The 21,472-nt window shown below is 66.5% G+C and carries 18 protein-coding genes; 10 read left to right on the top strand and 8 right to left on the bottom strand.

Annotation, left to right across the window (positions count from 1 at the left end; translation table 11 throughout):
* Positions 1-181: 181 nt before the first annotated feature.
* Positions 182-670: a MarR family winged helix-turn-helix transcriptional regulator gene (locus PQB87_RS19945; RefSeq protein WP_059525008.1), complete on the top strand. Its 489-nt coding sequence runs from the start codon at positions 182-184 to the stop codon at positions 668-670.
* A gap of 53 nt (positions 671-723) precedes the next feature.
* Here the strand turns inward: PQB87_RS19945 and PQB87_RS19950 are convergent, their stop codons facing one another.
* Positions 724-1,470 (bottom strand): TetR/AcrR family transcriptional regulator, encoded by a 747-nt coding sequence (locus tag PQB87_RS19950; protein WP_048025455.1) that lies wholly within the window; start codon positions 1,468-1,470, stop codon positions 724-726.
* 170 nt (positions 1,471-1,640) lie between these two features.
* Between PQB87_RS19950 and PQB87_RS19955 the strand changes: the two genes are divergently transcribed.
* The 6 genes from PQB87_RS19955 (at position 1,641) to PQB87_RS19980 (ending at position 9,982) form a co-directional block, all read left to right on the top strand.
* Positions 1,641-2,822: an isovaleryl-CoA dehydrogenase gene (locus tag PQB87_RS19955; protein WP_021163017.1), complete on the top strand. Its 1,182-nt coding sequence runs from the start codon at positions 1,641-1,643 to the stop codon at positions 2,820-2,822.
* Positions 2,823-2,853: 31 nt separating this feature from the next.
* Positions 2,854-4,461, top strand: a complete 1,608-nt coding sequence (locus PQB87_RS19960) for a carboxyl transferase domain-containing protein (protein ID WP_059685369.1) — start codon at positions 2,854-2,856, stop codon at positions 4,459-4,461.
* Between the two features lie 19 nt (positions 4,462-4,480).
* Positions 4,481-5,266: an enoyl-CoA hydratase/isomerase family protein gene (locus PQB87_RS19965; protein WP_059619767.1), complete on the top strand. Its 786-nt coding sequence runs from the start codon at positions 4,481-4,483 to the stop codon at positions 5,264-5,266.
* 36 nt (positions 5,267-5,302) lie between these two features.
* Positions 5,303-7,300 carry an acetyl/propionyl/methylcrotonyl-CoA carboxylase subunit alpha gene (locus tag PQB87_RS19970; protein ID WP_489243551.1) on the top strand — a complete coding sequence of 666 codons (1,998 nt, stop codon included), beginning with the start codon at positions 5,303-5,305 and terminating at the stop codon, positions 7,298-7,300.
* A 321-nt stretch (positions 7,301-7,621) separates the two neighbouring features.
* Positions 7,622-7,825 carry a hypothetical protein gene (locus PQB87_RS19975; RefSeq protein WP_489243553.1) on the top strand — a complete coding sequence of 68 codons (204 nt, stop codon included), beginning with the start codon at positions 7,622-7,624 and terminating at the stop codon, positions 7,823-7,825.
* Positions 7,826-7,867: 42 nt separating this feature from the next.
* A complete protein-coding gene (locus PQB87_RS19980) occupies positions 7,868-9,982 on the top strand; it encodes a phosphocholine-specific phospholipase C (RefSeq protein WP_489243555.1) in 2,115 nt (704 codons plus the stop codon).
* A 100-nt stretch (positions 9,983-10,082) separates the two neighbouring features.
* Here the strand turns inward: PQB87_RS19980 and PQB87_RS19985 are convergent, their stop codons facing one another.
* Positions 10,083-10,781, bottom strand: a complete 699-nt coding sequence (locus tag PQB87_RS19985) for a class I SAM-dependent methyltransferase (protein ID WP_060068399.1) — start codon at positions 10,779-10,781, stop codon at positions 10,083-10,085.
* A 314-nt stretch (positions 10,782-11,095) separates the two neighbouring features.
* On the opposite strand from PQB87_RS19985, the gene PQB87_RS19990 reads away from it, so the two are divergent.
* From PQB87_RS19990 to PQB87_RS20000, 3 genes are all read left to right on the top strand, one after another.
* Positions 11,096-12,238, top strand: coding sequence for a DUF2827 domain-containing protein (locus tag PQB87_RS19990; RefSeq protein ID WP_153490803.1), 1,143 nt, complete (start codon positions 11,096-11,098; stop codon positions 12,236-12,238).
* A 783-nt stretch (positions 12,239-13,021) separates the two neighbouring features.
* A complete protein-coding gene (locus PQB87_RS19995) occupies positions 13,022-13,825 on the top strand; it encodes an EAL domain-containing protein (protein WP_027790583.1) in 804 nt (267 codons plus the stop codon).
* A gap of 87 nt (positions 13,826-13,912) precedes the next feature.
* Entirely contained in the window at positions 13,913-14,335 is a 423-nt protein-coding gene (locus tag PQB87_RS20000; RefSeq protein WP_081076071.1) for a hypothetical protein, read from the top strand.
* A gap of 100 nt (positions 14,336-14,435) precedes the next feature.
* Here the strand turns inward: PQB87_RS20000 and PQB87_RS20005 are convergent, their stop codons facing one another.
* The 6 genes from PQB87_RS20005 to PQB87_RS20030 all read right to left on the bottom strand — a co-directional run bounded on the left by PQB87_RS20005 (position 14,436) and on the right by PQB87_RS20030 (position 21,469).
* Positions 14,436-16,403, bottom strand: coding sequence for an FkbM family methyltransferase (locus PQB87_RS20005; protein ID WP_489243557.1), 1,968 nt, complete (start codon positions 16,401-16,403; stop codon positions 14,436-14,438).
* A 24-nt stretch (positions 16,404-16,427) separates the two neighbouring features.
* Positions 16,428-17,564, bottom strand: coding sequence for a DUF2827 family protein (locus tag PQB87_RS20010; protein ID WP_301863113.1), 1,137 nt, complete (start codon positions 17,562-17,564; stop codon positions 16,428-16,430).
* A 30-nt stretch (positions 17,565-17,594) separates the two neighbouring features.
* Positions 17,595-18,062: a DUF4019 domain-containing protein gene (locus tag PQB87_RS20015; protein WP_059685386.1), complete on the bottom strand. Its 468-nt coding sequence runs from the start codon at positions 18,060-18,062 to the stop codon at positions 17,595-17,597.
* Between the two features lie 26 nt (positions 18,063-18,088).
* Entirely contained in the window at positions 18,089-19,243 is a 1,155-nt protein-coding gene (locus PQB87_RS20020) for a DUF2827 domain-containing protein (RefSeq protein WP_059685388.1), read from the bottom strand.
* Positions 19,244-19,257: 14 nt separating this feature from the next.
* Entirely contained in the window at positions 19,258-20,403 is a 1,146-nt protein-coding gene (locus PQB87_RS20025; protein WP_048025465.1) for a DUF2827 domain-containing protein, read from the bottom strand.
* Positions 20,404-20,806: 403 nt separating this feature from the next.
* On the bottom strand, positions 20,807-21,469 hold the full coding sequence (locus tag PQB87_RS20030) for an OmpA family protein (RefSeq protein WP_060068404.1): 663 nt from the start codon (positions 21,467-21,469) through the stop codon (positions 20,807-20,809).
* Between the last annotated feature and the right edge of the window lie 3 nt (positions 21,470-21,472).

The following is a 21,472-nucleotide window of genomic DNA, read 5'->3' on the forward strand; positions in this document are numbered from 1 at the left end:
GGCGGTGCCGCTGACATGCGGCAGTTCGTCATTCCGTGTACTGAATGAGATTCAGTGTACGCATTGAGATTGGCCGGGGCAAGGCGGGCGGTATACTGGTTTTCCCGGGAAATGGCGCGAGGCAGCGCCATGCCGTCGGCGCGCGCAACCGGCGCGCGCCGCCTATGTCATCGACTCATTCATGGAAAAAACGAATCCCGCCGACGCGCCGGCTTTCCCGCTCGACCTGTACGACGAGCCGGGGCACCTGATCCGGCGTGCGCACCAGATTGCCGTCGCGATGTTCTACGAGAAGCTGGGCCGCGACGTGACGCCGGTGCAGTACGCCGTCCTGCGGATGCTCTACGAGTGTCCGGGGCTCGATCAGGTGACGCTGGCGCAGCGGGTGGCGCTCGACACGTCGACCACGGCCGACCTCGCGGTCCGGCTCGAAGCGAAAGGATTGATCGTTCGCGAAGTGCTGCCGCGGCGTCAGCGGCGCCTGCTGCTGACACCGACGGGCGTCGAACTGCTCACGCACCTGATTCCGTCAGTGCAGGAGCTGCGTGCCGGCCTGTTCGACGGGATGGGCGAGGAAGATTCGCAGGAACTCGTGCGCCTGTTGCGCAAGTTCGTCCATTTGAACAACGAGCAGAGCCGTGCGCCGCTGCGTGTCGGCGAGGATTCGTAGCGGTCGGTCACGCGCGGCGCACGATGCGACGTGCGCCGGGCCGCACCCCTGCGTCACGGGCGTGACGCTTCCCCTTCCAGCCGCCGCACGGCTTCCGCCACTTCATTCCTGAACCGCACGAGCGCCGCCTGCTCCGGCGCCGGCGGCTGCACGGCGGCCCACAGCATGTCGACGAGCTGCGTGGCCGTCGTTTCCGTGTCGAGCTTGCGGTGCCCGAGGATCGCATCCCACAGCACGTGCTCGATCGGCCCGAACACCATCGAGCGCAGCAGGCTCAGCGGCAGGTCGGTACGCACTTGCCCGGCCGCCTGGCCGCGCGCGAGCACGTCCATCAGCGGAGCGGTGTAGCGGCGCTGCAGCGCGGTGAGCTCGTCGCTCAGCGCATGCTGCTTCGCGCGGCCTTCCGACAGCACCAGCGCGCACAGCCCCGTGCCGTTCACCAGCATCAGCCGCAGGTGGGTGCGCACGATGAACGCGAACTGCTGCCGCACCGACGCATCCTGCGGCATCCCCTGCTCGAACGCGGCGATGTTTTCGTCGTACCAATCCGCGATGACACGCGCGCACAGCTCGCGCTTGCCGCGGAAGTAGCTGAACACCGTCGCCTCCGATACGCCGACGCGCTGCGCGATCTCGGCGGCCGTCGCATGCTCGTAACCCTTTTCGGCGAACACTTCCCGGCCGGCGCGCAGGATGTCCTGCACGCGTTGCTGGGATTTGCGCCCGGCGGGCGCGCGCGACGTGTCGGCGCGATCGGCTTTGACGGTGGCGGTCATGGTGTCGGCGGTAGCGGCTGTCATCTCGGCATGATATCTGAGTGTAACTCAAAAAACTATTGACGCCGAACCCGGCGAGGCGCGAAACTGTGCAAAATTTACGCTGTATTGGTCAATGAATCGGTGCATTCATTCGATTTGAGCGAAACTCAGAAATCGGCGGATGCCACACACTTTCTGGAGACGGAGGAGACATGATCAACCTGCCCGGTGTGCAATTCATGCTCGGTGAAGACATCGAGATGCTGCGCGACGCCGTCGCGACGTTCGCGGCGAAGGAAATCACGCCGCGCGCGGCGGAGGTCGACCGCACCGACCAGTTTCCGATGGATCTGTGGAAGAAGTTCGGCGATCTCGGCGTGCTGGGCATGACGGTGGCCGAGGAATACGGCGGCGCGAACATGGGCTATACCGCGCACATGGTCGCGATGGAGGAGATCTCGCGCGCATCGGCGTCGATCGGCCTGTCGTACGGCGCGCACTCGAACCTGTGCGTGAACCAGATCCACCGCAACGGCACCGAGGCTCAAAAGCAGAAATACCTGCCGAAGCTCGTGTCGGGCGAACACATCGGCGCGCTCGCGATGAGCGAGCCGAATGCCGGCTCGGACGTCGTCAGCATGAAGCTGCGCGCCGACAAGCGCGGCGATCGCTACGTGCTGAACGGCACGAAGATGTGGATCACCAACGGGCCCGATTGCGACACGCTGGTGGTCTACGCGAAGACCGACCTCGAAGCCGGCCCGCGCGGCATTACCGCGTTCATCGTCGAGAAGGGGATGAAGGGCTTCTCGGTCGCGCAGAAGCTCGACAAGCTCGGCATGCGCGGCTCGCACACGGGCGAGCTGGTGTTCCAGGACGTCGAAGTGCCGGAGGAAAACATCCTCGGCCAGCTCAACGGCGGCGTGAAGGTGCTGATGAGCGGCCTCGACTACGAGCGCGCCGTGCTGTCGGGCGGCCCGACGGGCATCATGGCCGCGTGCCTCGACGCAGTGGTGCCGTACATCCACGACCGCAAGCAGTTCGGCCAGGCGATCGGCGAATTCCAGCTGATCCAGGGCAAGGTCGCCGACATGTACACCACGTTCCAGGCATGCCGCGCGTATCTGTACGCGGTCGGCCGCCATCTCGATTCGGCCGGCAGCGACCACATCCGCCAGGTGCGCAAGGACTGCGCGGGCGTGATCCTCTATACGGCCGAGAAAGCGACGTGGATGGCCGGCGAGGCGATCCAGATCCTCGGCGGCAACGGCTACATCAACGAATATCCGGTCGGCCGCCTGTGGCGCGATGCGAAGCTGTACGAGATCGGCGCCGGCACGAGCGAGATCCGCCGGATGCTGATCGGCCGCGAGCTGTTCGCGGAAACGATGTAACGCCCCACGTCACGCGAACGGAGCCCCGCCGATGCCGATCATCGAATCGAAACTGAACCCGCGCTCGGAAGACTATCGCGCGAATGCCGCCGCGCTCGAGGCGGTCGTCGCCGATCTGCGCGCGAAGATCGAACAGCTCGCGCAGGGCGGCGGCCAGGCCGCGCGCGATAAGCACCTGGCGCGCGGCAAGCTGCTGCCGCGCGATCGCATCGCGCAACTGCTCGATCCGGGTGCGCCGTTCCTCGAGTTCTCGCAGCTCGCGGCGAACGGCATGTACAACGACGACGCGCCGGGCGCGGGCGTCATCACCGGGATCGGCCGCATCGCCGGCCGCGAGTGCGTGATCGTGTGCAACGACGCGACGGTCAAGGGCGGCACCTATTACCCGGTCACCGTGAAGAAGCACGTGCGCGCGCAGGAGATCGCCGCGGAGAACCGGCTGCCGTGCGTGTACCTCGTCGATTCGGGCGGCGCGAACCTGCCGAACCAGGACGACGTGTTTCCCGACCGCGACCACTTCGGCCGCATCTTCTTCAACCAGGCGACGATGTCGGCCGCGGGGATCGCGCAGATCGCCGTCGTGATGGGCTCGTGCACGGCGGGCGGCGCGTACGTGCCCGCGATGAGCGACGAGTCGATCATCGTGAAGGAGCAGGGCACGATTTTCCTGGGCGGCCCGCCACTGGTGAAGGCCGCGACCGGCGAGGAAGTGAGCGCCGAGGATCTCGGCGGCGGCGACGTGCACACGCGCCTGTCGGGCGTGGCCGACCATCTCGCGCAGAACGACGCGCATGCGCTGTCGATCGCGCGCAACATCGTCGATCATCTCGCACCGAAGATCGCGTCGCCGGTGGCGCTGCGCGAGCCGAAGCCGCCGCGCTACGACGCGAAGAGCCTGTACGGCGTGATTCCGGTCGATACGCGCAAGCCGTTCGACGTGCGCGAGGTGATCGCGCGCATCGTCGACGATTCGGAGTTCGACGAATTCAAGGCACGCTACGGCACGACGCTCGTCACGGGTTTCGCGCACATCTGGGGCCACCCGGTCGGGATCGTCGCGAACAACGGCATCCTGTTCTCCGAATCGGCCGTGAAGGGCGCGCATTTCATCGAGCTGTGCTGCCAGCGCAAGATTCCGCTCGTGTTCCTGCAGAACATCACGGGCTTCATGGTCGGCCGCAAGTACGAGAACGAAGGCATCGCGCGGCACGGCGCGAAGATGGTGACGGCCGTGTCGAACGCGAAGGTGCCGAAGTTCACGGTGATCATCGGCGGCTCGTTCGGCGCCGGCAACTACGGGATGTGCGGCCGCGCGTTCGGCCCGCGCTTCCTGTGGATGTGGCCGAACGCGCGGATCTCGGTGATGGGCGGCGAGCAGGCCGCGTCGGTGCTCGCGACGGTGCGCCGCGACGGCATCGAGGCGAAGGGCGGTTCGTGGTCCGCCGAGGAAGAGGACGCGTTCAAGCAGCCGATCCGCGACCAGTACGAGCGCCAGGGCCATCCGTATTACGCGAGCGCGCGGCTGTGGGACGACGGCGTGATCGACCCGGCGCAGACGCGCGACGTGCTCGGGCTCGGCCTTGCCGCATCGATGAACGCGCCGATCGAAGACACGCGCTTCGGCGTGTTCCGCATGTAACGGCCGGGAGGGCTGACCGATGCGATACGAAACGATCAAGGTAAGCGAAGCCGGCCGCGTGGCGACCGTCACGCTCGCGCGCCCCGACGTGCGCAACGCGTTCAACGAGACGACGATCGCCGAGCTGACCACCGCGTTCGAATGGCTTGACGCGCACGAAGGCGTGCGCGCGATCGTGCTGGCCGCGGAAGGCGCCGCGTTCTGCGCGGGCGCGGACCTGAACTGGATGAAGAAGATGGCCGGTTACTCGGACGACGAGAACCGCGCCGATGCGCGCAAGCTCGCGCGCATGCTCGAGGCGATCCATCGCTGCGGCAAGCCGGTGATCGCCCGCGTGCACGGCGATGCCTACGCGGGCGGCGTGGGCCTGGTGGCCGCGGCCGATATCGCGATTGCCGCCGACGGCGTGAAGTTCTGCCTGTCGGAAGCGCGGCTCGGGCTGATTCCCGCGACGATCGCGCCTTACGTGGTGCGTGCGATGGGCGAGCGCGCGGCACGCCGTTACTTCACGACGGCCGAGGTGTTCGACAGCACGCGCGCGGCGTCGCTCGGCTTCATTCACGAAGCGGTGCCGGCCGATGCGCTCGACGAAACCGTCGCGAAGCTGGCCGCGACGCTCGTCGCGAACGGCCCCGACGCGGTGCGCGCGTGCAAGCGGCTCGTTGCCGACGTGGCCGGCCGCGCGCTCGACGCGACGCTGATCGAGCAGACCGCCGACTGGATCGCGCGAACCCGGGCCGGCGCGGAAGCGCGCGAAGGGATTGCGTCCTTTCTCGAGAAACGCACGCCTGCGTGGCGTGAATGACGGCGTGCCCCTAACTTTCCGGACGACACCGAAGCCATGTTCGACAAGATTCTGATCGCCAACCGCGGCGAAATCGCGTGCCGCGTCGCCGCGACGTGCAAACGTCTCGGGATCGCGAGCGTCGCCGTCTATTCCGACGCGGACGCGAACGCGAAACACGTGGCCGCGTGCGACGAAGCCGTGCACATCGGCGGCTCGGCCGCCGCGGACAGCTACCTGCGCATCGAGCGCATCATCGAAGCCGCGCGTGCGACCGGCGCACAGGCGATCCATCCCGGCTACGGATTCCTGTCGGAGAACGAAGATTTCGCGCATGCGTGCGAAGCGGCCGGCATCGTCTTCATCGGGCCGCCGGTCGACGCGATCGCGGCGATGGGCTCGAAGGCCGCCGCGAAGGCGCTGATGCACGCGGCCGCCGTGCCGCTCGTGCCCGGTTATCACGGTGACGACCAGGACGCGGCCAACCTGCATCGCGAAGCCGACGCGATCGGCTACCCGGTGCTGTTGAAGGCGAGCGCGGGCGGCGGCGGCAAGGGGATGCGCGTGGTCGAGCGCTCCGACGATTTCCCCGCGGCGCTCGCGTCGTGCCAGCGCGAAGCCGCGAGCAGCTTCGGCAACGACCGCGTGCTGATCGAGAAATACCTGACGCGCCCGCGTCACGTCGAGGTGCAGGTGTTCGGCGACACGCACGGCAATACCGTGTACCTGTTCGACCGCGACTGCTCGGTGCAGCGCCGTCACCAGAAGGTGCTCGAGGAAGCGCCGGCGCCGGGCCTGCACGACGACGTGCGCCAGGCGATGGGCGAAGCGGCCGTCGCGGCCGCGCGCGCGGTCGGTTATGTCGGCGCGGGCACCGTCGAATTCATCATGACGGGCGACGCGTTCTACTTCATGGAAATGAACACGCGCCTGCAGGTCGAGCATCCGGTCACCGAGATGGTCACCGGGCTCGATCTCGTCGAATGGCAACTGCGTGTCGCATCCGGCGAGCCGCTGCCGCTTCAGCAGGACGAACTGCGCGTGCAGGGTCACGCGCTCGAGGCGCGCCTTTATGCGGAGAACCCGGCGCGCGGCTTCCTGCCGTCCACGGGCACGCTGAAGCACCTGCGGCTGCCGGCAGGCGTCGAGTTCGCGATCGGCGCATCGGTGCGCGTCGACAGCGGCGTGCGCGAAGGCGATGCGATCACGCCGTTCTACGATCCGATGATCGCGAAGCTGATCGTCCACGGCGCGGACCGTGCGGAAGCGCTGAGCCTGATGCTGCGCGCGCTGCGTGCATGCGAAGTGGTCGGCCTGCACACGAATGCCGCGTTCCTGCAGCGGATCGTCGCGTGCGAGCCGTTCGCGACGGCCGATCTCGACACGGGCCTGATCGAGCGCAATCACGATGCGCTGTTCGCGCCGCAAGAGCCGCCGCGCGCGATGCTCGCGCTCGCATGCGCGGCGCTGCTTGCGCGCGAACGCGGCGCGGCCGCGCAGGGTTCGTCGCCGTGGGGCGCGCTGCCGGACTGGCGGCTGAACGGCGGCTATCGCCGCACGCTCGACTGGCATGCGGCCGAGCGCGAAGCGGACGTGACGGTCACGTACGAGGACGACGGCGCGGTCGCGCGCCTCGCGACCGGCGGCGCGGCCGCGCAACCGTTCACGTGGACGCGTGGCGCCACGCCGCTCGATTTCGACGTGACGCTCGGCGGCGTGCGTAGCAGCGGCCGCGTGTATGCGGACGACGACACCTTCCACGTGTTCTCGCAAGGCGCGGCCGAGACGTTCGAATGGCGCAACCTGCTCGCGCATGCGGGCGATGCGGAGCAGGGCGGCGGCCGCCTGACCGCGCCGATGCCCGGCAAGGTGATCGCGGTGCTGGTCGAGCCGGGCCAGAAGGTCGAGGCGGGTACGCCGCTGATCGTGATGGAAGCGATGAAGATGGAGCACACGATCGGCGCGCCGAGCGCGGGCGTCGTCGCGGAAGTGCTGTACGGCGTCGGCGACCAGGTTTCGGATGGCGCGCAGTTGCTGATGATGGCGGAAGGCTGAGCGGCGCCGGTTTCGCGGTATGCGGGCCGGCTGCCTCGGCTGCCGGCCCGTAAGACAGGCGTCGTGGTGCGTTGCTCGACCGGCACCGCGACAGATTCGCTTCGATCGCTTCGGCAAAAACAAAGTAATGCGAATCTTTCGATTGCATTACGTCAACCTCTCGTAATCCCCTCCGCCGCGACATGCGCGCCCCTTGCGTGCACGCGGCGCGCCTCTTTGCACGACACCATCGTGTAACACGTGATAATTAGCATCTCGCCGTCGACACGACCGGTGCGCACCCGCGCCTGTGTCAAGTCATCACCTCCACGGAGAGACGTTATGCGAAAGTCGGCCCTACGGCCTTTCGCGATCGTTGGCCTGATCGCGCTGACCGCACTCCTCGGTGCCTGCAACGAAGACCTGACCGCACCCGCCGCACCCGTGGCGCAGCAGAAGGCCGCATGCGGCGGCGGCGTGGTCGCCACCGCGCAGATGCACTGCCCGCCCGGTTTCACCGCGCCTGCTTCTTCGCCCGCTTCCTGATCCCGGCCGTTTCCACCAGAAAACCAATCAAGAGCAACCAGCATGGCCACCCATTCGCGACGCGATTTTCTGAAGTTCTCCGCCGGCCTCGCCGGCGCGACCGCCGCCACCGCACTGCTTCCCGAATCGATCCGCAAGGCGCTGGCGATCGAGCCGAATACCGTGACGGGCACGATCCAGGATGTGCAGCACATCGTCGTGTTCATGCAGGAAAACCGCTCGTTCGACCACTACCTCGGTCACCTGAGCGGCGTGCGCGGCTACAACGACCGCTTCCCGGTCACGCTGCCGAACGGCAAGCCGGTGTGGTTCCAGCCGAGGCAGGAGGACAAGACGAGCGTGATCGCGCCGTTCCGCTACGACACGACCAACCCGGGCGTCAACGCGCAGTGCATCGGCGGCCTGCCGCACACGTGGGCGACGACGCACGGCGCGATCGACAACGGCCGAGCCGACCAGTGGGCGGTGCAGAAGTCCAACATGACGATGGGCTACCACGTCCGCGACGATATCCCGTTCCACTACGCGCTCGCGGATGCGTTCACCGTGTGCGACAACTACTTCTGCTCGATCCCGGGCAACACGCACCCGAACCGCATGTACCTGATGACGGGCATGGTCGACCCGCTCGGCACGGGCGGCGGCCCGCTGCTCGACAACACCGACTACATCGACAACCAGTTCGACAAGATCAAGTTGCCGCCCTTCAGCTGGACGACCTACCCGGAGCGGCTCGAACAGGCCGGCATCTCGTGGCAGGTCTACCAGCAGGGCACCGGGTTCGACAACTTCACCGGCAACTACGGCACGAACATGCTCGCGTGCTTCAACAACTTCGTGAATGCGCCGGCCGGTTCGTCGCTGCAGACGCGCGGGATGAGCACGCGCCCGATCACGCAGCTGAAGGCCGACGTGCAGGCGAACGCGCTGCCGCAGGTATCGTGGCTGCTGCCGCCCGCCGCGTATTCGGAGCATCCGAAGTTCACGCCGCTCTACGGCGCGTATTACCTGTCGACCATTCTCGATGCGCTGACGTCGAATCCGGACGTGTGGAGCAAGACCGTCCTGCTCGTCATGTACGACGAGAACGACGGCTTCTTCGATCACGTCGTGCCGCCGTCGGCACCGACGCTGCCGGGCTCCGGCATGAGCACCGTGGACGTGTCGCTCGAGCGGCACGACGTCGTGACGTCGACGCAGACGGGTACGTACACGGCCGACAACCTGCCATACGGCCTCGGCCCGCGCGTGCCGATGTTCGTGGTCTCGCCGTGGTCGAAGGGCGGCTTCGTCTGCTCGCAGGTCTTCGATCACACGTCGGTGCTGCAATTCATCGAGAAGCGCTTCGGCGTGATGGAAACGAACATCTCGCCGTGGCGCCGCGCGATCTGCGGCGACCTGACGTCGGCGCTCGACTTCTCGAAATCGGATGCGACGCTGCCGACCCTGCCGAGCACGCAGGCGTATGTCGCGCAGGCGGACCTGCAGTGTTCGCGCGCGTCGTCGCAGACCGCACCGGCCAGCACCGCGCAGCAGGTCGTGACGGCACAGGAGCCCGGCACGCGGCCCGCGCGTGCGCTGCCGTACGAATTGCACGTGACCGGCCAGCTCCAGGCGCAAGGCTACACGCTGACGTTCGCGAACACCGGCACGCAGGGCGCGCATTTCTGGGTCTATACGGGCGACCCCACCGCGATGCCGCGCCGCTACACGGTCGAAGCGGGCAAGCAGCTGACCGACACGTGGGCGCTCGATGCGAACGGCAACTACCTGGTGAGCGTGTGGGGGCCGAACGGCTATTTCCGGCGCTTCGCCGGATCGGCCGCCGCGGATGCCGGCGCGAAGCCTGAAATCACGCCGTGTTACGACACGGCCAACGGCGACGTGTACGTGACGATCGCCAACGCGGGCACCGGCACGCTCACGGTCACGGCGACCGATGTTGCATACGGCGGCGCACCGCGCACGTTGACGGTTCCGGCGGGGCAGCGCGTCGAAGCGCACTGGGATCTGTCGTGCAGCAGCCACTGGTACGACCTGCAGTTCGCGGTGGCCGGGAACGCCGGCTGGACGCGCCGCATCGCGGGGCACGTCGAAACCGGCAAGGCCAGCATCACCGACCCGGCCGCCGTGGCGCCGACGACCGCGGCGATCTGACGGCGATCCATGCGTGCCGGCTCCGCGCCGGCGCGCGACGAGCGCATGTCAGAAACGAAAAAGGCGCCGCGCGGCGCCTTGTTCAGTCAGGTACACGAAATCAGATGGGGCGAAAAACCGTGTATTGATCGCCGTCGAGTTTTTCCAGGTACCGGGAATCATGGAGCGTCAGGTTGACCGGCTGGAGCAATTTCTCGTCGGTGGCCTCGTGTTCGTTGCTGGCGCGCGTATTGAACAGGCTCGAAGCATTGGCGGAGTTCACGAGAGAATCGAGGCGCGGTGCGTTCCAGTCGAGGTGCCCCCTGAGCAGGTAGAAGTGCATGATCCCGCATTGCTGATGGGCCCAGAAGTCATGCCACATGAATGAATCGGGCCGCCACACGGAGTTGTGGCTCTCGAAGTACGATGCGCTGCTCATCGGCATGCACTCGGGGGTCGAGATGATGATGTATCGCGATCGATAGTTGAGAAACTCCAGTAGATCGCGACCGTGGGAGTGGCGCATGTGCTCGATGACATCGCCCAGGATGATCGTGTCGTACGAGTCGCCGGACCGTTCGTACAGCGTGTCGCTGACGCCGGAAATGATGTCGTCGTAGCCGTTCTCGATCAGGAACGGATGTGTCTCCTCGTCACATTCCAGCGCCGTGAAACGGCAATCGGGCACGACCTTCCTGAGCAGGCGCCCGTATTTCCCGCCCCCGGCCCCGATATCCAGAATCTTGCCCGGGTTGATCGACTTGACCAGATGCTGCGTGAGTTGATCGAAGGTTGGCCACGAATACCCGATCTGTTCCACTTTGACCTCCCGTCAAGGCTGGTTTGTAAAATTGATCGTAGCGATGTCACAGCGTTGCTGCGAGGTCGTTTTCTGCCCACCGTGAATGCCGATACCGCCCGGCAACCCGGTGGCGCGGCGGGTCGCCCGAGTATCGCACAACCGTCTCGCGGATTTGCGTGTGCCGGCCGGGCGCTGACCATCCCTGACAGTATGCGGCGGGCACTCCGCTAGAATGCCGGGCTGCCGGCGGCGTGCGCCGCTTGACGCGGGCGGCGCTTCGCGCGCTACACTGCATCCATTCCATCTCCATCCAACTTCCCATCCCGCCGACGATGACATCCCCTGTCCTGAACGGCCTGCGCATCGGTATCACGATCGGACTGCGTGCCCCTGACGAAAGCATGTGGATCAACGGCATCAAGCAGAACGCGCTGTTTCTCGCGAAGCTGCTGATGGCGTCGCCGCACGGCTACCGCGTGACGCTGGTCAACACCACCGACGTGCCGCTCACCGATGCGTTGCCGTGGGATCGCAGCGTGTACGACACGCGCGCATTCGCCGAGATGAAGGATTCGCTCGACGTGGTGATCGAACTCGGCGGGCAGATCGACGGCGAGCAGACGGCCTACCTGAAGGCGCGCGGCGCGAAGCTCGTCAGCTATTGCTGCGGCGTCGAGTACGTCAACGCGATGGAATCGATTCTGTTCGGCCGCCGGCTGTGGGATTCGCTGTTCATCAACCGCGGCTACGACGAGGTGTGGGCGATTCCGCAGATCGCGCCGTCGTCGCTGCCGTTCCTGCAGTCGCTGCGCCGCTGCCCCGGGCGCGTCGTGCCGTTCGTGTGGGACCCGATGTTCCTGAGCGCGCGCGCGCAGTCGCTGCCGGAGCGCGGCGAATACCGGCCGCGCAGCGAGCCGGGCAAGCGGCTGACGGTGATGGAGCCGAACCACGACGTCGTGAAGTTCTGCGTGTATCCGATGCTGATCATCGACGAAGCGTATCGCCGCGATCCGGATGCGATCTGCTTCACGCACGTGACGAACGCCGATCGCCTCGCGCACGACAGCCCCGAGTTCGTGATGCTGATGAACTACCTGGACATCGTGCGCGAGGGCAAGGCGAGTTTCGTCGGGCGCTTCGATACGCCGCTGTTCCTGGCCGACCTGACCGATATCGTCGTGTCGCACCAATGGTCGAACCCGCTCAACTATTTCTATTTCGACGTGTGCTGGCAGGGCTATCCGCTCGTGCACAACGCGAGCCTCGCGCCCGATCTCGGCTACTACTATCCGGACAACGACGTGCAGCAGGGTGCCGATGCGCTGTTGCGCGCGCTGCATACGCACGATGACGACTGGGAAGCGTACACGCGGCGCCAGCGCGACATCCTGAGCCGCTATACGTCGGCGAATCCCGCGCTCATTGCCGAATACGACGCCCTGCTCGCGAACCTGGTCGGCGCATCGGCCGCATAAGGCCCGGTTTTTCTCGCGGCGCACACGTTGCGCTGCGGCCCGCCATCGGGATTGTCCCGCCCTAATGTCTGACGAAATAATGCCGTTAAAAAAGAAACCGCCGAACCCGATCGGTTCGACGGTTTTTGAAGGCACGAATTTGACGGCTCCGAGGGAAGTCCGTCAGAAATCATTTTAGAGGTTAACAAGTCTTTAAGATTGTTAAAAATGGTTTGATCGATAATCATCATATGATTTAAATTGATATTATTGATTAACGGTTGTTTGATTCTGTTTAGAAATTTAATAATTCGTTTGAAACGGGAAAATTGAGCGCTGCGATGATCGAATGACGTGCGGCAGCCGATTTGCGGCGACGCGCAAGCCGGGCCGCCATCCTTCACGGCGAGTCCGGCAGCGCGCGAGGGCGCTGCCTCGCGGGCCGGTATTTATCTGATTAATTGAATTTTCGAATTTGCGAGGCATGCAAATTACGCGGGAATTGATTCAGGTAGGACTGTTTAGGTGCCTGGAATAAACAATATCCGGATCGGGTTTGTGTAATTTGCGTTAGTGTGACCTGTCGCACAATCGGTGTCGCGCATGCGTGGTGTATTCCAGTAATTGAATATCGTTGAAAATATCGAATTTGACGGCGCGCCGAAGCGAAAAGTACGCTCCCCGGAAAAGATCGACATAACAGGATGGGCCGGGTAGGCGGCGGAGCACGCCATGATCGGTTTGCTCCGCATGTTTGTTGAGGTCGAGCCGCGATCGGCGGCTCGCCATTTGCCGGAGCGCCGGATGAATGCGGTCGAAGCTCGCCAGGAGGCGAATCGGGAAGCGAATCGTGACGAAATCGATCTCGTGTTCGGCGCCCCCGACGATCATCCCGACCTCGCGTCGGTACGCAGTTTCGTGGAGAGCCGGCTCGCGTTCGCGCAAGAGCCCGTGTGCCGGGCCGACCTGTCGGGTGGTGTGCTGTACCAGGAATGCCTGGCGCGATTGCGGTGGGGCGAGCGTGATGCGCTGCCGCCGGTCGCGTTCCTGCCGCGCCTCGAGGCGCTCGGGCTGATGCGATGGTTCGACCGGCTCGTGGTCGGCCGGACGATCGACGCGCTGCGCGCCGATCCGGCTGCCGTCTACGGCTGCAATGTGGCGGCGGCGAGCGCGGTCGTCGACGATGCGTGGCTGGCCATCTTCAGGCGGCTCGAGCGCGAGCCGTCGGTCGCGGCGCGGCTGGTGGTCGAGATCACGGAGACGGGGCCGCTGAATCCCGTCGCGGGTCGTTCGTTCGTGAACCGCTTCCGGCAGACCGGATGCCGCATCGCGATCGACGATTTCGGGGTGGGTTTCAGCGCGTTGAACAACCTGGTGGTCGGCAATCCCGACATCGTGAAGCTCGACCGGTCGATCCTGTCGATGATCAAGCGCAACGCGATCGGCCGCTACCAGTTCCGCAGGCTGATCGCGTTCGCGCATGAAGGTGCGCGGCACGTCGTGGTCGAAGGCGTGGAGAGCGAGATCGACCGGCAGATCATCGTGGATGCCGGCGTCGCCTGGGCGCAGGGCATCCGTTTTTCATGGCGGTCGCCGGCCGCCGCGTGACGGCGCGGAGACAGGCGGGGTGGCGTGCATGACGCACGCCGGTGTCGGGCGTGGCCGGCGCGTGGCCGGGACGAATCGCAAAGGGGCATGGGCATGGCGGGGACGAAGGCCGGAAGCGGAACGGGCACGCAGGCAGCCGGTGCGCGCGAACTCGTCGCGATCGCCGAGCTGGCCGACATGCTGTGGCAGCTGGGCGCCGAATCGACCGAAGTGCCGATCGACGTCGCGCCGTATCTCGACGGACTGAAAACCATTGCGCGCCGCATCCAGCGGATGACGCCGCTCGACGCCGGCGGCCGCGAACTGGCCGCGCGGCACTATTACGCGGGTGTCATCGCGGGCGCGTGCGGCGACGATTCGGCGATCGCGCGCGGCGTGTCCGACAGCCTCGTCAAGCAATCCGGCGGCATCAGCCGGCGGGTCGCGCACTGCTTCGCGGTGCTCGCGCGGACGGGCCGGCGGCATGGCCGTGTGTTCGCCGCGCAGAGCGGCGACCGGGTGCTGGTCTAGCGCCTGTTCACGCCGGTCGCGGGCGCCGGCTCGGCGCGATGCGTGTGGCCCGCGTCGATCTCATCTTTTCGTGTAGCGGCCCGAGCGCGCGCCAAACCGGTCAATCCTTCCCGAATCCGCCGAGCACGAACGCCATCGCGCGGTCGACCGCGTCGTCCCATCGGCCGACGTGCGCGGCGCGCACGATCCGGACGCCCGGATAGAGGGCGGTGCGCGAGCCGGTTTCCCAGCGCGCGTCGGCTTTCGGGCTGAGCAGCAGCACGGCCGGGACGCCGAGCGCGCCGGCGAGATGAACGTGGGCGGTGCAGGTGGTCACCACGGCGTCGAGCGCGAGCATCAGCGCCGCCAGGTCGCTGAAATCGCCGATCGCGTGATGCGGGAAGGTCACCGGCAGGTCCGATTGCTCGGACTGCGCGGACAGGTCGCGGTTGATGCAGTACGCGGCGTGACCGTGCAGCCGCGTCAGCGGCGCGAGGTCGCGCAGGCTGGCCGCGCGATGGAAGCGCGCGTCGCTGTCGTCGCGCCCGCGCCAGTTGAGCCCGATGCGACGCGTGCCGGCGGCATGACCGTCGCGCGAGACGCGCTCGCGCCACGCGGCCGCATGCGCGGGCGGGCAGGACAGGTACGCGCCCGCCGATCCTTTGGGTGCCGGCGCGTAGCCGAACTGCGCGGCGAGCACCAGGAACGAACACCAGTAGTCGTGTGCGATCTGCGACGTGTCGATCCACGCGCCGTGCGCGCCGATGAATTCGATGTGCGGGAACGTGTGACGCATCAGGCCCGTCAGCGCGTCCGGAACGATGACGGTCACGCTCGTGCAGCCGAGCGTGTCGAGCGCATGCAGGTAGCGTGCGTACTGGAGCTGATCGCCGACACCGCCGTAGCTGAGCACCAGCAGCCGCTTGCCCTGCAGCGGCTGGCCCTGGTAGAGCCGCTCCGTCGGCAGCCCGAACTGCGCGGCCGTCAGGATGTTTTCGCTCGCGATGGTGGCGCGGGCCGCTTCGTCGCGCCGGCCGGCGCGCAGCAGCAGCATCGAACGCATCAGCTCGATGCGGCCGCGCGTCGCGTCGGGCAGCGCGTCCGCATCGCTGAAGCGGTCGAGCGCCGCGAGCCCGGCGTCGGGTGCCCCGGCGAAGCCGTAGCACGACGCGAGTTGCAGCGCGATCGCGTCGTCGTCGAGCCCGCGGCCGCGCGCGCGTTGCCAGCGGTCGATCGCGTGCCCCCACTCGCAGCGCGACTCATGATCGAGTGCGCGGTTCCAGTGCGTTTCAGGCGCGTCGGTGTCGGTGGCTGCGTCGGGGTGCGCATCGACGTCGGCCGGCGACGCGACGGCGATCGGCTCGATCGAGATGACCAGCCGCTGCCTGTCCCAGCGCGCGTTCGGCACGCAAAGCAGGTTCAGCGGGTCCATCCGGTAGAACGTGTAGTCGAGGCCGGCAAAGGTGGCGATGATCGGCGCCTCGCCGACTTTCCAGTATTCGACCCAGCACCAGGGCAGGTGCGTCTCGATCAGGCGGCGCGCGCCGCGCAGCGCGTCGATCTCCATGCCTTCGATGTCGAGCTTCAGGAAATCCAGCCGCGGCAGGCCGAGCGCGTCGAGCCTGACAACCGGCGTCGGCGTGCCGCCTTCCGCGTGCGCGCCGACGAGCGACACCTGGCCAAAGTCGGCATCCTGTCCGTAGTCGACGTCGGGCACCTTCATCGTGCCGTTGGCGCCCGCAAGCCCCATGTTCAGCAGATGGACGTTGTCGAGCTGGTTGAGCGCGACGGTGCCGCCGAGCGCATGGAACAGCGTGCGCTGCGGCTCGAACGCGTACACGCGGCCGCCGCGCGCACGCAACCGGTGGGCGATCGGCACGCACACGAGCCCCGCATTCGCGCCGCCGTCCACGGCGATCGCATCGTCCGGCAACTGGTCGATCACCTTCAGGATCGTGTCGAGCTCATCCTGGATGTGCGGCCGCCCGGTCTTGATCAATGCTTCGGCCTGGTACGCGCAGTGCCGGTTGATGACGAACGGACCGTGAATCGAATCGATCACGACGAAATTGCGGACGGTCTGATTCATGGGCGGTAGCAGGGGCAAATAAGGTCAGCCGAGTGCGCGGCCGGCGAACAGGTGCTGGATCTGCGCGGAATAGGCTCGGACGTTGTGTTCGGCGAGCGTGTCGACCTGGTGCAGGCAGCGGCGTGCCGCGGCGGCGTATTCGTCGAGCCGCGCGTCGTGCGTCTGCGCGGCGGTCGCGATCGCACGCGCGGCATCGAAGATCTCGAAGTCCGGATAGTAATAACCGACGTCGCGCAGGAACGGCGAGTTGTGCACGAGCGGGTAGTTGCCGTACAGCGCGTCGTACAGCAGGTAGTTGAGGCCGTTTTCCCAGTGGTGGGACACGACGATGTCGGTGTGATGCGCGGCCCACGCGACGAACGGCGCGCGCATGTCGGCGGTCGCCTTGCCGTCGCGCACCATCTCGAGCCCGAGCGCGAGATGCTTGAAGGCGACGTTTTCCTTCTTGTCGAACGTGTTGGTCATGTACACGTGCTCGACGAGCTCCGGATGCTCGACGTAGCACGCGTTGGCGGCGAGCATCGGCACGATCGAGCTTTTCACGACGTTCAGGTTCGGCTCGAAGAACGCGATGCGTTTCGCGGGGCCGTGGTTCCGATAACCGAAGCGCGCCTTCAGTTCGGGATCGGCGTCGAGGCTGCGCTCGATGAAATACGGCGACCAGATGTGCGGCAGCTCGATCACCGGCGCGCGGTACACGGCCTGGAAATACGCGGCGCACGTGTGCATGTGCTGCGGGTTGGTCCAGATCTCGTCGAACTGCACGCGATGCGGGTTCGGCCGCCACTGGTTCTTCTCGAAGTTGATCGTCTCGACGGCGATCACGTAGTCGTTGCCGAAGCGGTACGACACGCACTTGCCGCCGCGCCGGCGCACGGCGTCGGTGTGCGTCGAGTCGATGAACGCGTTCATCTCGATCAGCAGGTCGGTCTGGTGGACGACGGCGGACAGCGGCCGCAGCGCGTCGCCGAACGCGTCCATCATCAGCGCCTGCGGATACTCGGTCACGCCTTCGTCGTGCGCGAGCCAGACCTCGCCGATCAGCGGCGACTGCTTCAGCAGCATGTACAGGTACACGCAGTGCTGGTTCGCGCCGTTGTACCAGATCGACTGCGTCGCGTCGCGCTGCACGTTCATCGTTATCGCGACATTGAGTTTCATGATGGCTCCGTGGTGCGGGCGTTGCGCGGGTTACGGCGCGTAGTTTTGCGACGAGCGCGGCACATAGCCGGTCAGGCGCCAGTGGCCGTCATCCTCGCGGCGAAAGCTCAGCTTCTCGAACATGGTCGCGCCGCTCGTCAGCGTCGTCGCGTAATCGACGTTCGCGTAGAGCCCGTCGGGTGTCGTCGACGCGTTGGTGTAGCGGATGCGCGTGATCTGCGCCCAGCCGCGATGACGGACCGCGCCGACCGACTGGCGCGCACGCTGCATGTCCGACGCGAACGGGTCCTGCTTGATGCGCGCCTTCACGAACGCGGCGGCATCGGTCCACACGGCGTTGTACTGGCCGGCGTCGAGCTGCTTGAACACGGCGTCCGAGTCGCGGAGCAGCGCGTCGGCCGATTCGCCGTCGGCTTGCGCATGCGCGCCGATCGCGATCGATGCGACGGCGCAGCCGATCAGCCATTTGGCGCGGGTGAGGGGCGTGCGTGCGGTCATGTCGGAGTCCGGAAAAGGGCGGCGCGTCACGCGTCGCGATAGAGGGTGGCGATCGCGTCCGTATAGGCGGCGACGTTCTCCGGGTTGTAGATGCTCACGGAGCTGAGCACATGCTTCGACTGCTCGCGGTACGCTTCCAGGTTCGCGTCGTGCTCGGCGAACGCTTTCAACAGTGCGCGGCCGCCGGCCTGGCAGTCGAAGTCCGGATAGAAATACCCGGCCTTGCCGAGGAACGGCGAGTTGTGGATCAGCGGGTAGTCACCGTACAACAGTTCGTAGTACAGGTAGTTCTGCGCGTTTTCCCACGTGTGCGACACCACCGCGTCGCCGAATGCGGCCATGAACTCGTACACCGCGTAGCGGCTCTCGAACGTCGTGATCCCGTGGTTCACGATGTCGAGGCTTTTCGCGAAATGGACGAACGTCGCATGTTCCTTCAGGTGCAGCGTGTTGCATACGCGCACGAACTCGAGGAAATCCGGTTTCGCGCGATACGCCTCCTCGGCCACAAGCATCGGGATGACGCTCGTCTTCACCATGCAGATGTTCGGCTCGAACATCGTCACGCGCCAGCGCGGCTTGCCGGGTTCATAGCCGAACGACAGCCCGGCACCGAGTGTCGCGCGCGCCTTGTCGAACAGCATCGGGTGCCAGATGTGCGGAACGATCGTGACGGGCGCGCGCAGGCCCGTCTGGTAATAGTGCAGGCACGAGCGCTCGAATTCGGGAATCGTCCACACGGCATCGTACGGCGCACCCGAGAACAGGAAACCCGACGGCTTGTTGAACATCGCGCGTTCGATGTCGATCACGTAGTCGTTGCCGACCCGCATCGTGACGACCTTGCCGCCGCGCGCGCGGAACGCGTGCAGGTAATCCGCGCCGAACTGCGCGCTCATTTCGATCAGTACGTCGCAGCGCTGCAGTGCTTCGTCCATCGACAGGAGCGGCACGTCCCATTCGCCGAGCATCATCTGCGGATCGGCGACCTGTTCGCCGCCGTTCACCATCACGGCTTCCGCGACGAGCGGCGACTGGCGCAGCAGCAGGATCAGCAGCAGGCAGTTCTGGAAGATGCCGTTTTCCCACAGCGACTGGCCGGCGCCGCGCACGAACAGCGACACGCCGACGACGAGACGCTTGCCCTCGCCGGGCGCTTGACGGGCATTGGAGTCCGACATGCGTATTCTCCGGTTCAGGCGACCAGACGCGAGACGAACGCGTCGAGGTTCGCGGGGTTGTCGATCGAGACCGACTGCAGCAGCCGGCCGGCCTTCGCGCGGTAGTCGTCGAGACGTTCGTCGTGATGCAGCCACGCGTCGAGCAGCGCGCGGCCGCCCGCGGCGGAATCGAAGTCCGGGTAGTAATAACCGGCGTCGCCGATCAGCGTCGAGTTGTGGATCAGCGGATAACCGCCGTACAGCACGTCGTAATACAGATAGTTCTGCCCGTTTTCCCAGTGGTGCGACACGACCGCATCCGCGTGGCGCGCCATGAAGCCCGGCAGGTCGAGGCGCGGCTCGAAGGTCGCCTTGTGCTGGCGCACGAGATCGAGGCTGTTCGCGAAGTGCACGAAGGTCGGATGCTCCTTCATGTGCAACGAGTTCACGACGAACATGTGCTGAACCGCGTCCGGACGCGCACGGTAGAACGCGTCGCACGCGAGCATCGGATAGTGGCAGGACTTGGCGACCGAGATGTTCGGCTCGAGCATCGCGAGATACCACGGGCGGCGGCCGGGCCGATAGCCGAACGTCGCGCCTTCCGCGGCGAGCGCGGCGATGCGCCGATCGAGAAAGTACGGCGACCAGATGTGCGGCATCAGGTGGACGGGCGCGCGCAGGATGGTCCGCAGCATCGGCGCCGCGGTCTTGTCGTATTGCGGCAGCAACCAGACTTCGTCGAACGGCGCGCCGTTGAAGACGTGTCCCGACGGCTTCCCGAAGATCGGGGTTTCGCACAGGCCGGCGTACACGTGCCCGCAGAAGAACGCGGCGATTTTCTTGCCGAGCGCCTTCATGTGTCGGAGCCATTCCACCGGCAGCTGCGCGCCCATTTCGATCACGACGTCGAGTTCGTGCGTGACGTCGGAGGGTTTCACGAGCGGGATGTCGAGGCCGTCGAGTTCGAGGCCGGCCGGCAGCGCGTTGGCGTCGCCGCCGTTCAGGAAGTAGACCGGGCCGACGCGATCCGAGCGCTTGAGCATCATCGCGAGGAACGCGATGTTCTGGTGGATGCCGTTTTCCCAGATCGCCTGGCCGTCGCGCGCAAACAGCGAGATGCCGACCGCCGGCCGTTGCTTGCGGGTGCCGCCCGAGGCGGCTTCATTGATGTCCGTCACCGGTTGGTTTCCTCTGCGGCGTCTCGCGTCCGGGCATCGCGTCGAGCGTCTGGCCTGGAAGCGGCGCGCCGTGGATTGTCATGGTTGCATTTGCGCCGGTGCGCCGCGGCGGGCGAATCGGGCGACCTGGTTCGCGAGGGCGGCAGCCGGTTCCCGGCGTGTCATCGGGCACGCCTGGCACGGCGCGTGATTCGGACAGGTTGCCCCGGCGACTGTCTGCGGCGATTGTGGCACGGAAACCGCCGTTTTTGGCGGGACGTGACGAACTTTGACATAGCCGCCGGTCAATGCGAACCGGGCGCCGGCGAAGCGGCGCCCGGGGCGTCCGGCGGGGTGGCGGGTGCGGGCCGGCGCGGCGCCGACGGCCGGCCGGATCGGGGCGCCGCGCGCGGCGGCGCCCCGCTCAGTGCTGCAGGCGGATTTCGACGCGGCGGTTGCTGGCGCGGCCTTCGGGCGTCGCGTTCGACGCGACCGGGTCGGCCTTGCCTCGCCCCGAGACCGTCAGCGAATCGGTCTTCAGGCCGTGTGCCTTCAGGTATGCCGCGACGGATTCGGCGCGGCGCTTCGACAGCGCGAGATTGTAGTCGTCGCTGCCCACCGAATCCGTAAAGCCGGTGACGCTCACCTGCGAGTACGTGTGGTCGGCGCGCTCGCTCAGCAGACGGTCGAGCGATTCGCGCGCGGTCGGGGCGAGCGTCGCGTGGTCGGTGGCGAACAGCGCGTCCCCCGACAGGTTGACCTGTTCGACGACGGCAGCCGCCGGCGCGGCAGCCTGCGCCGCTTCGGCCGGCGCCGCGCCGCACTGGAACACGAGCGTCGCGGGATCGGACTTGTCGCGCAGCGCGCGGGCCGAATCGACGGCGCGCACGGGCTCTTCGCCGCAGATCTTGCGGGCGGCCTTCATGCAGGTCTCCGGGCCCGACAGCAGGCCGTGGCAGTCCACCTGGAAGGTGCGCACGCCGTCGCGCGGCTGCAGTTCGGAGGCGCTGAAGGTCGGGCCGGATGCGGTTGAGCACGCGGCGAGGGCCGTTGCGGAAAGCGCGAGCGCAAGAGCGAGTTTGTTCACGGT

Source organism: Burkholderia sp. KL41 (assembly GCF_057005415.2).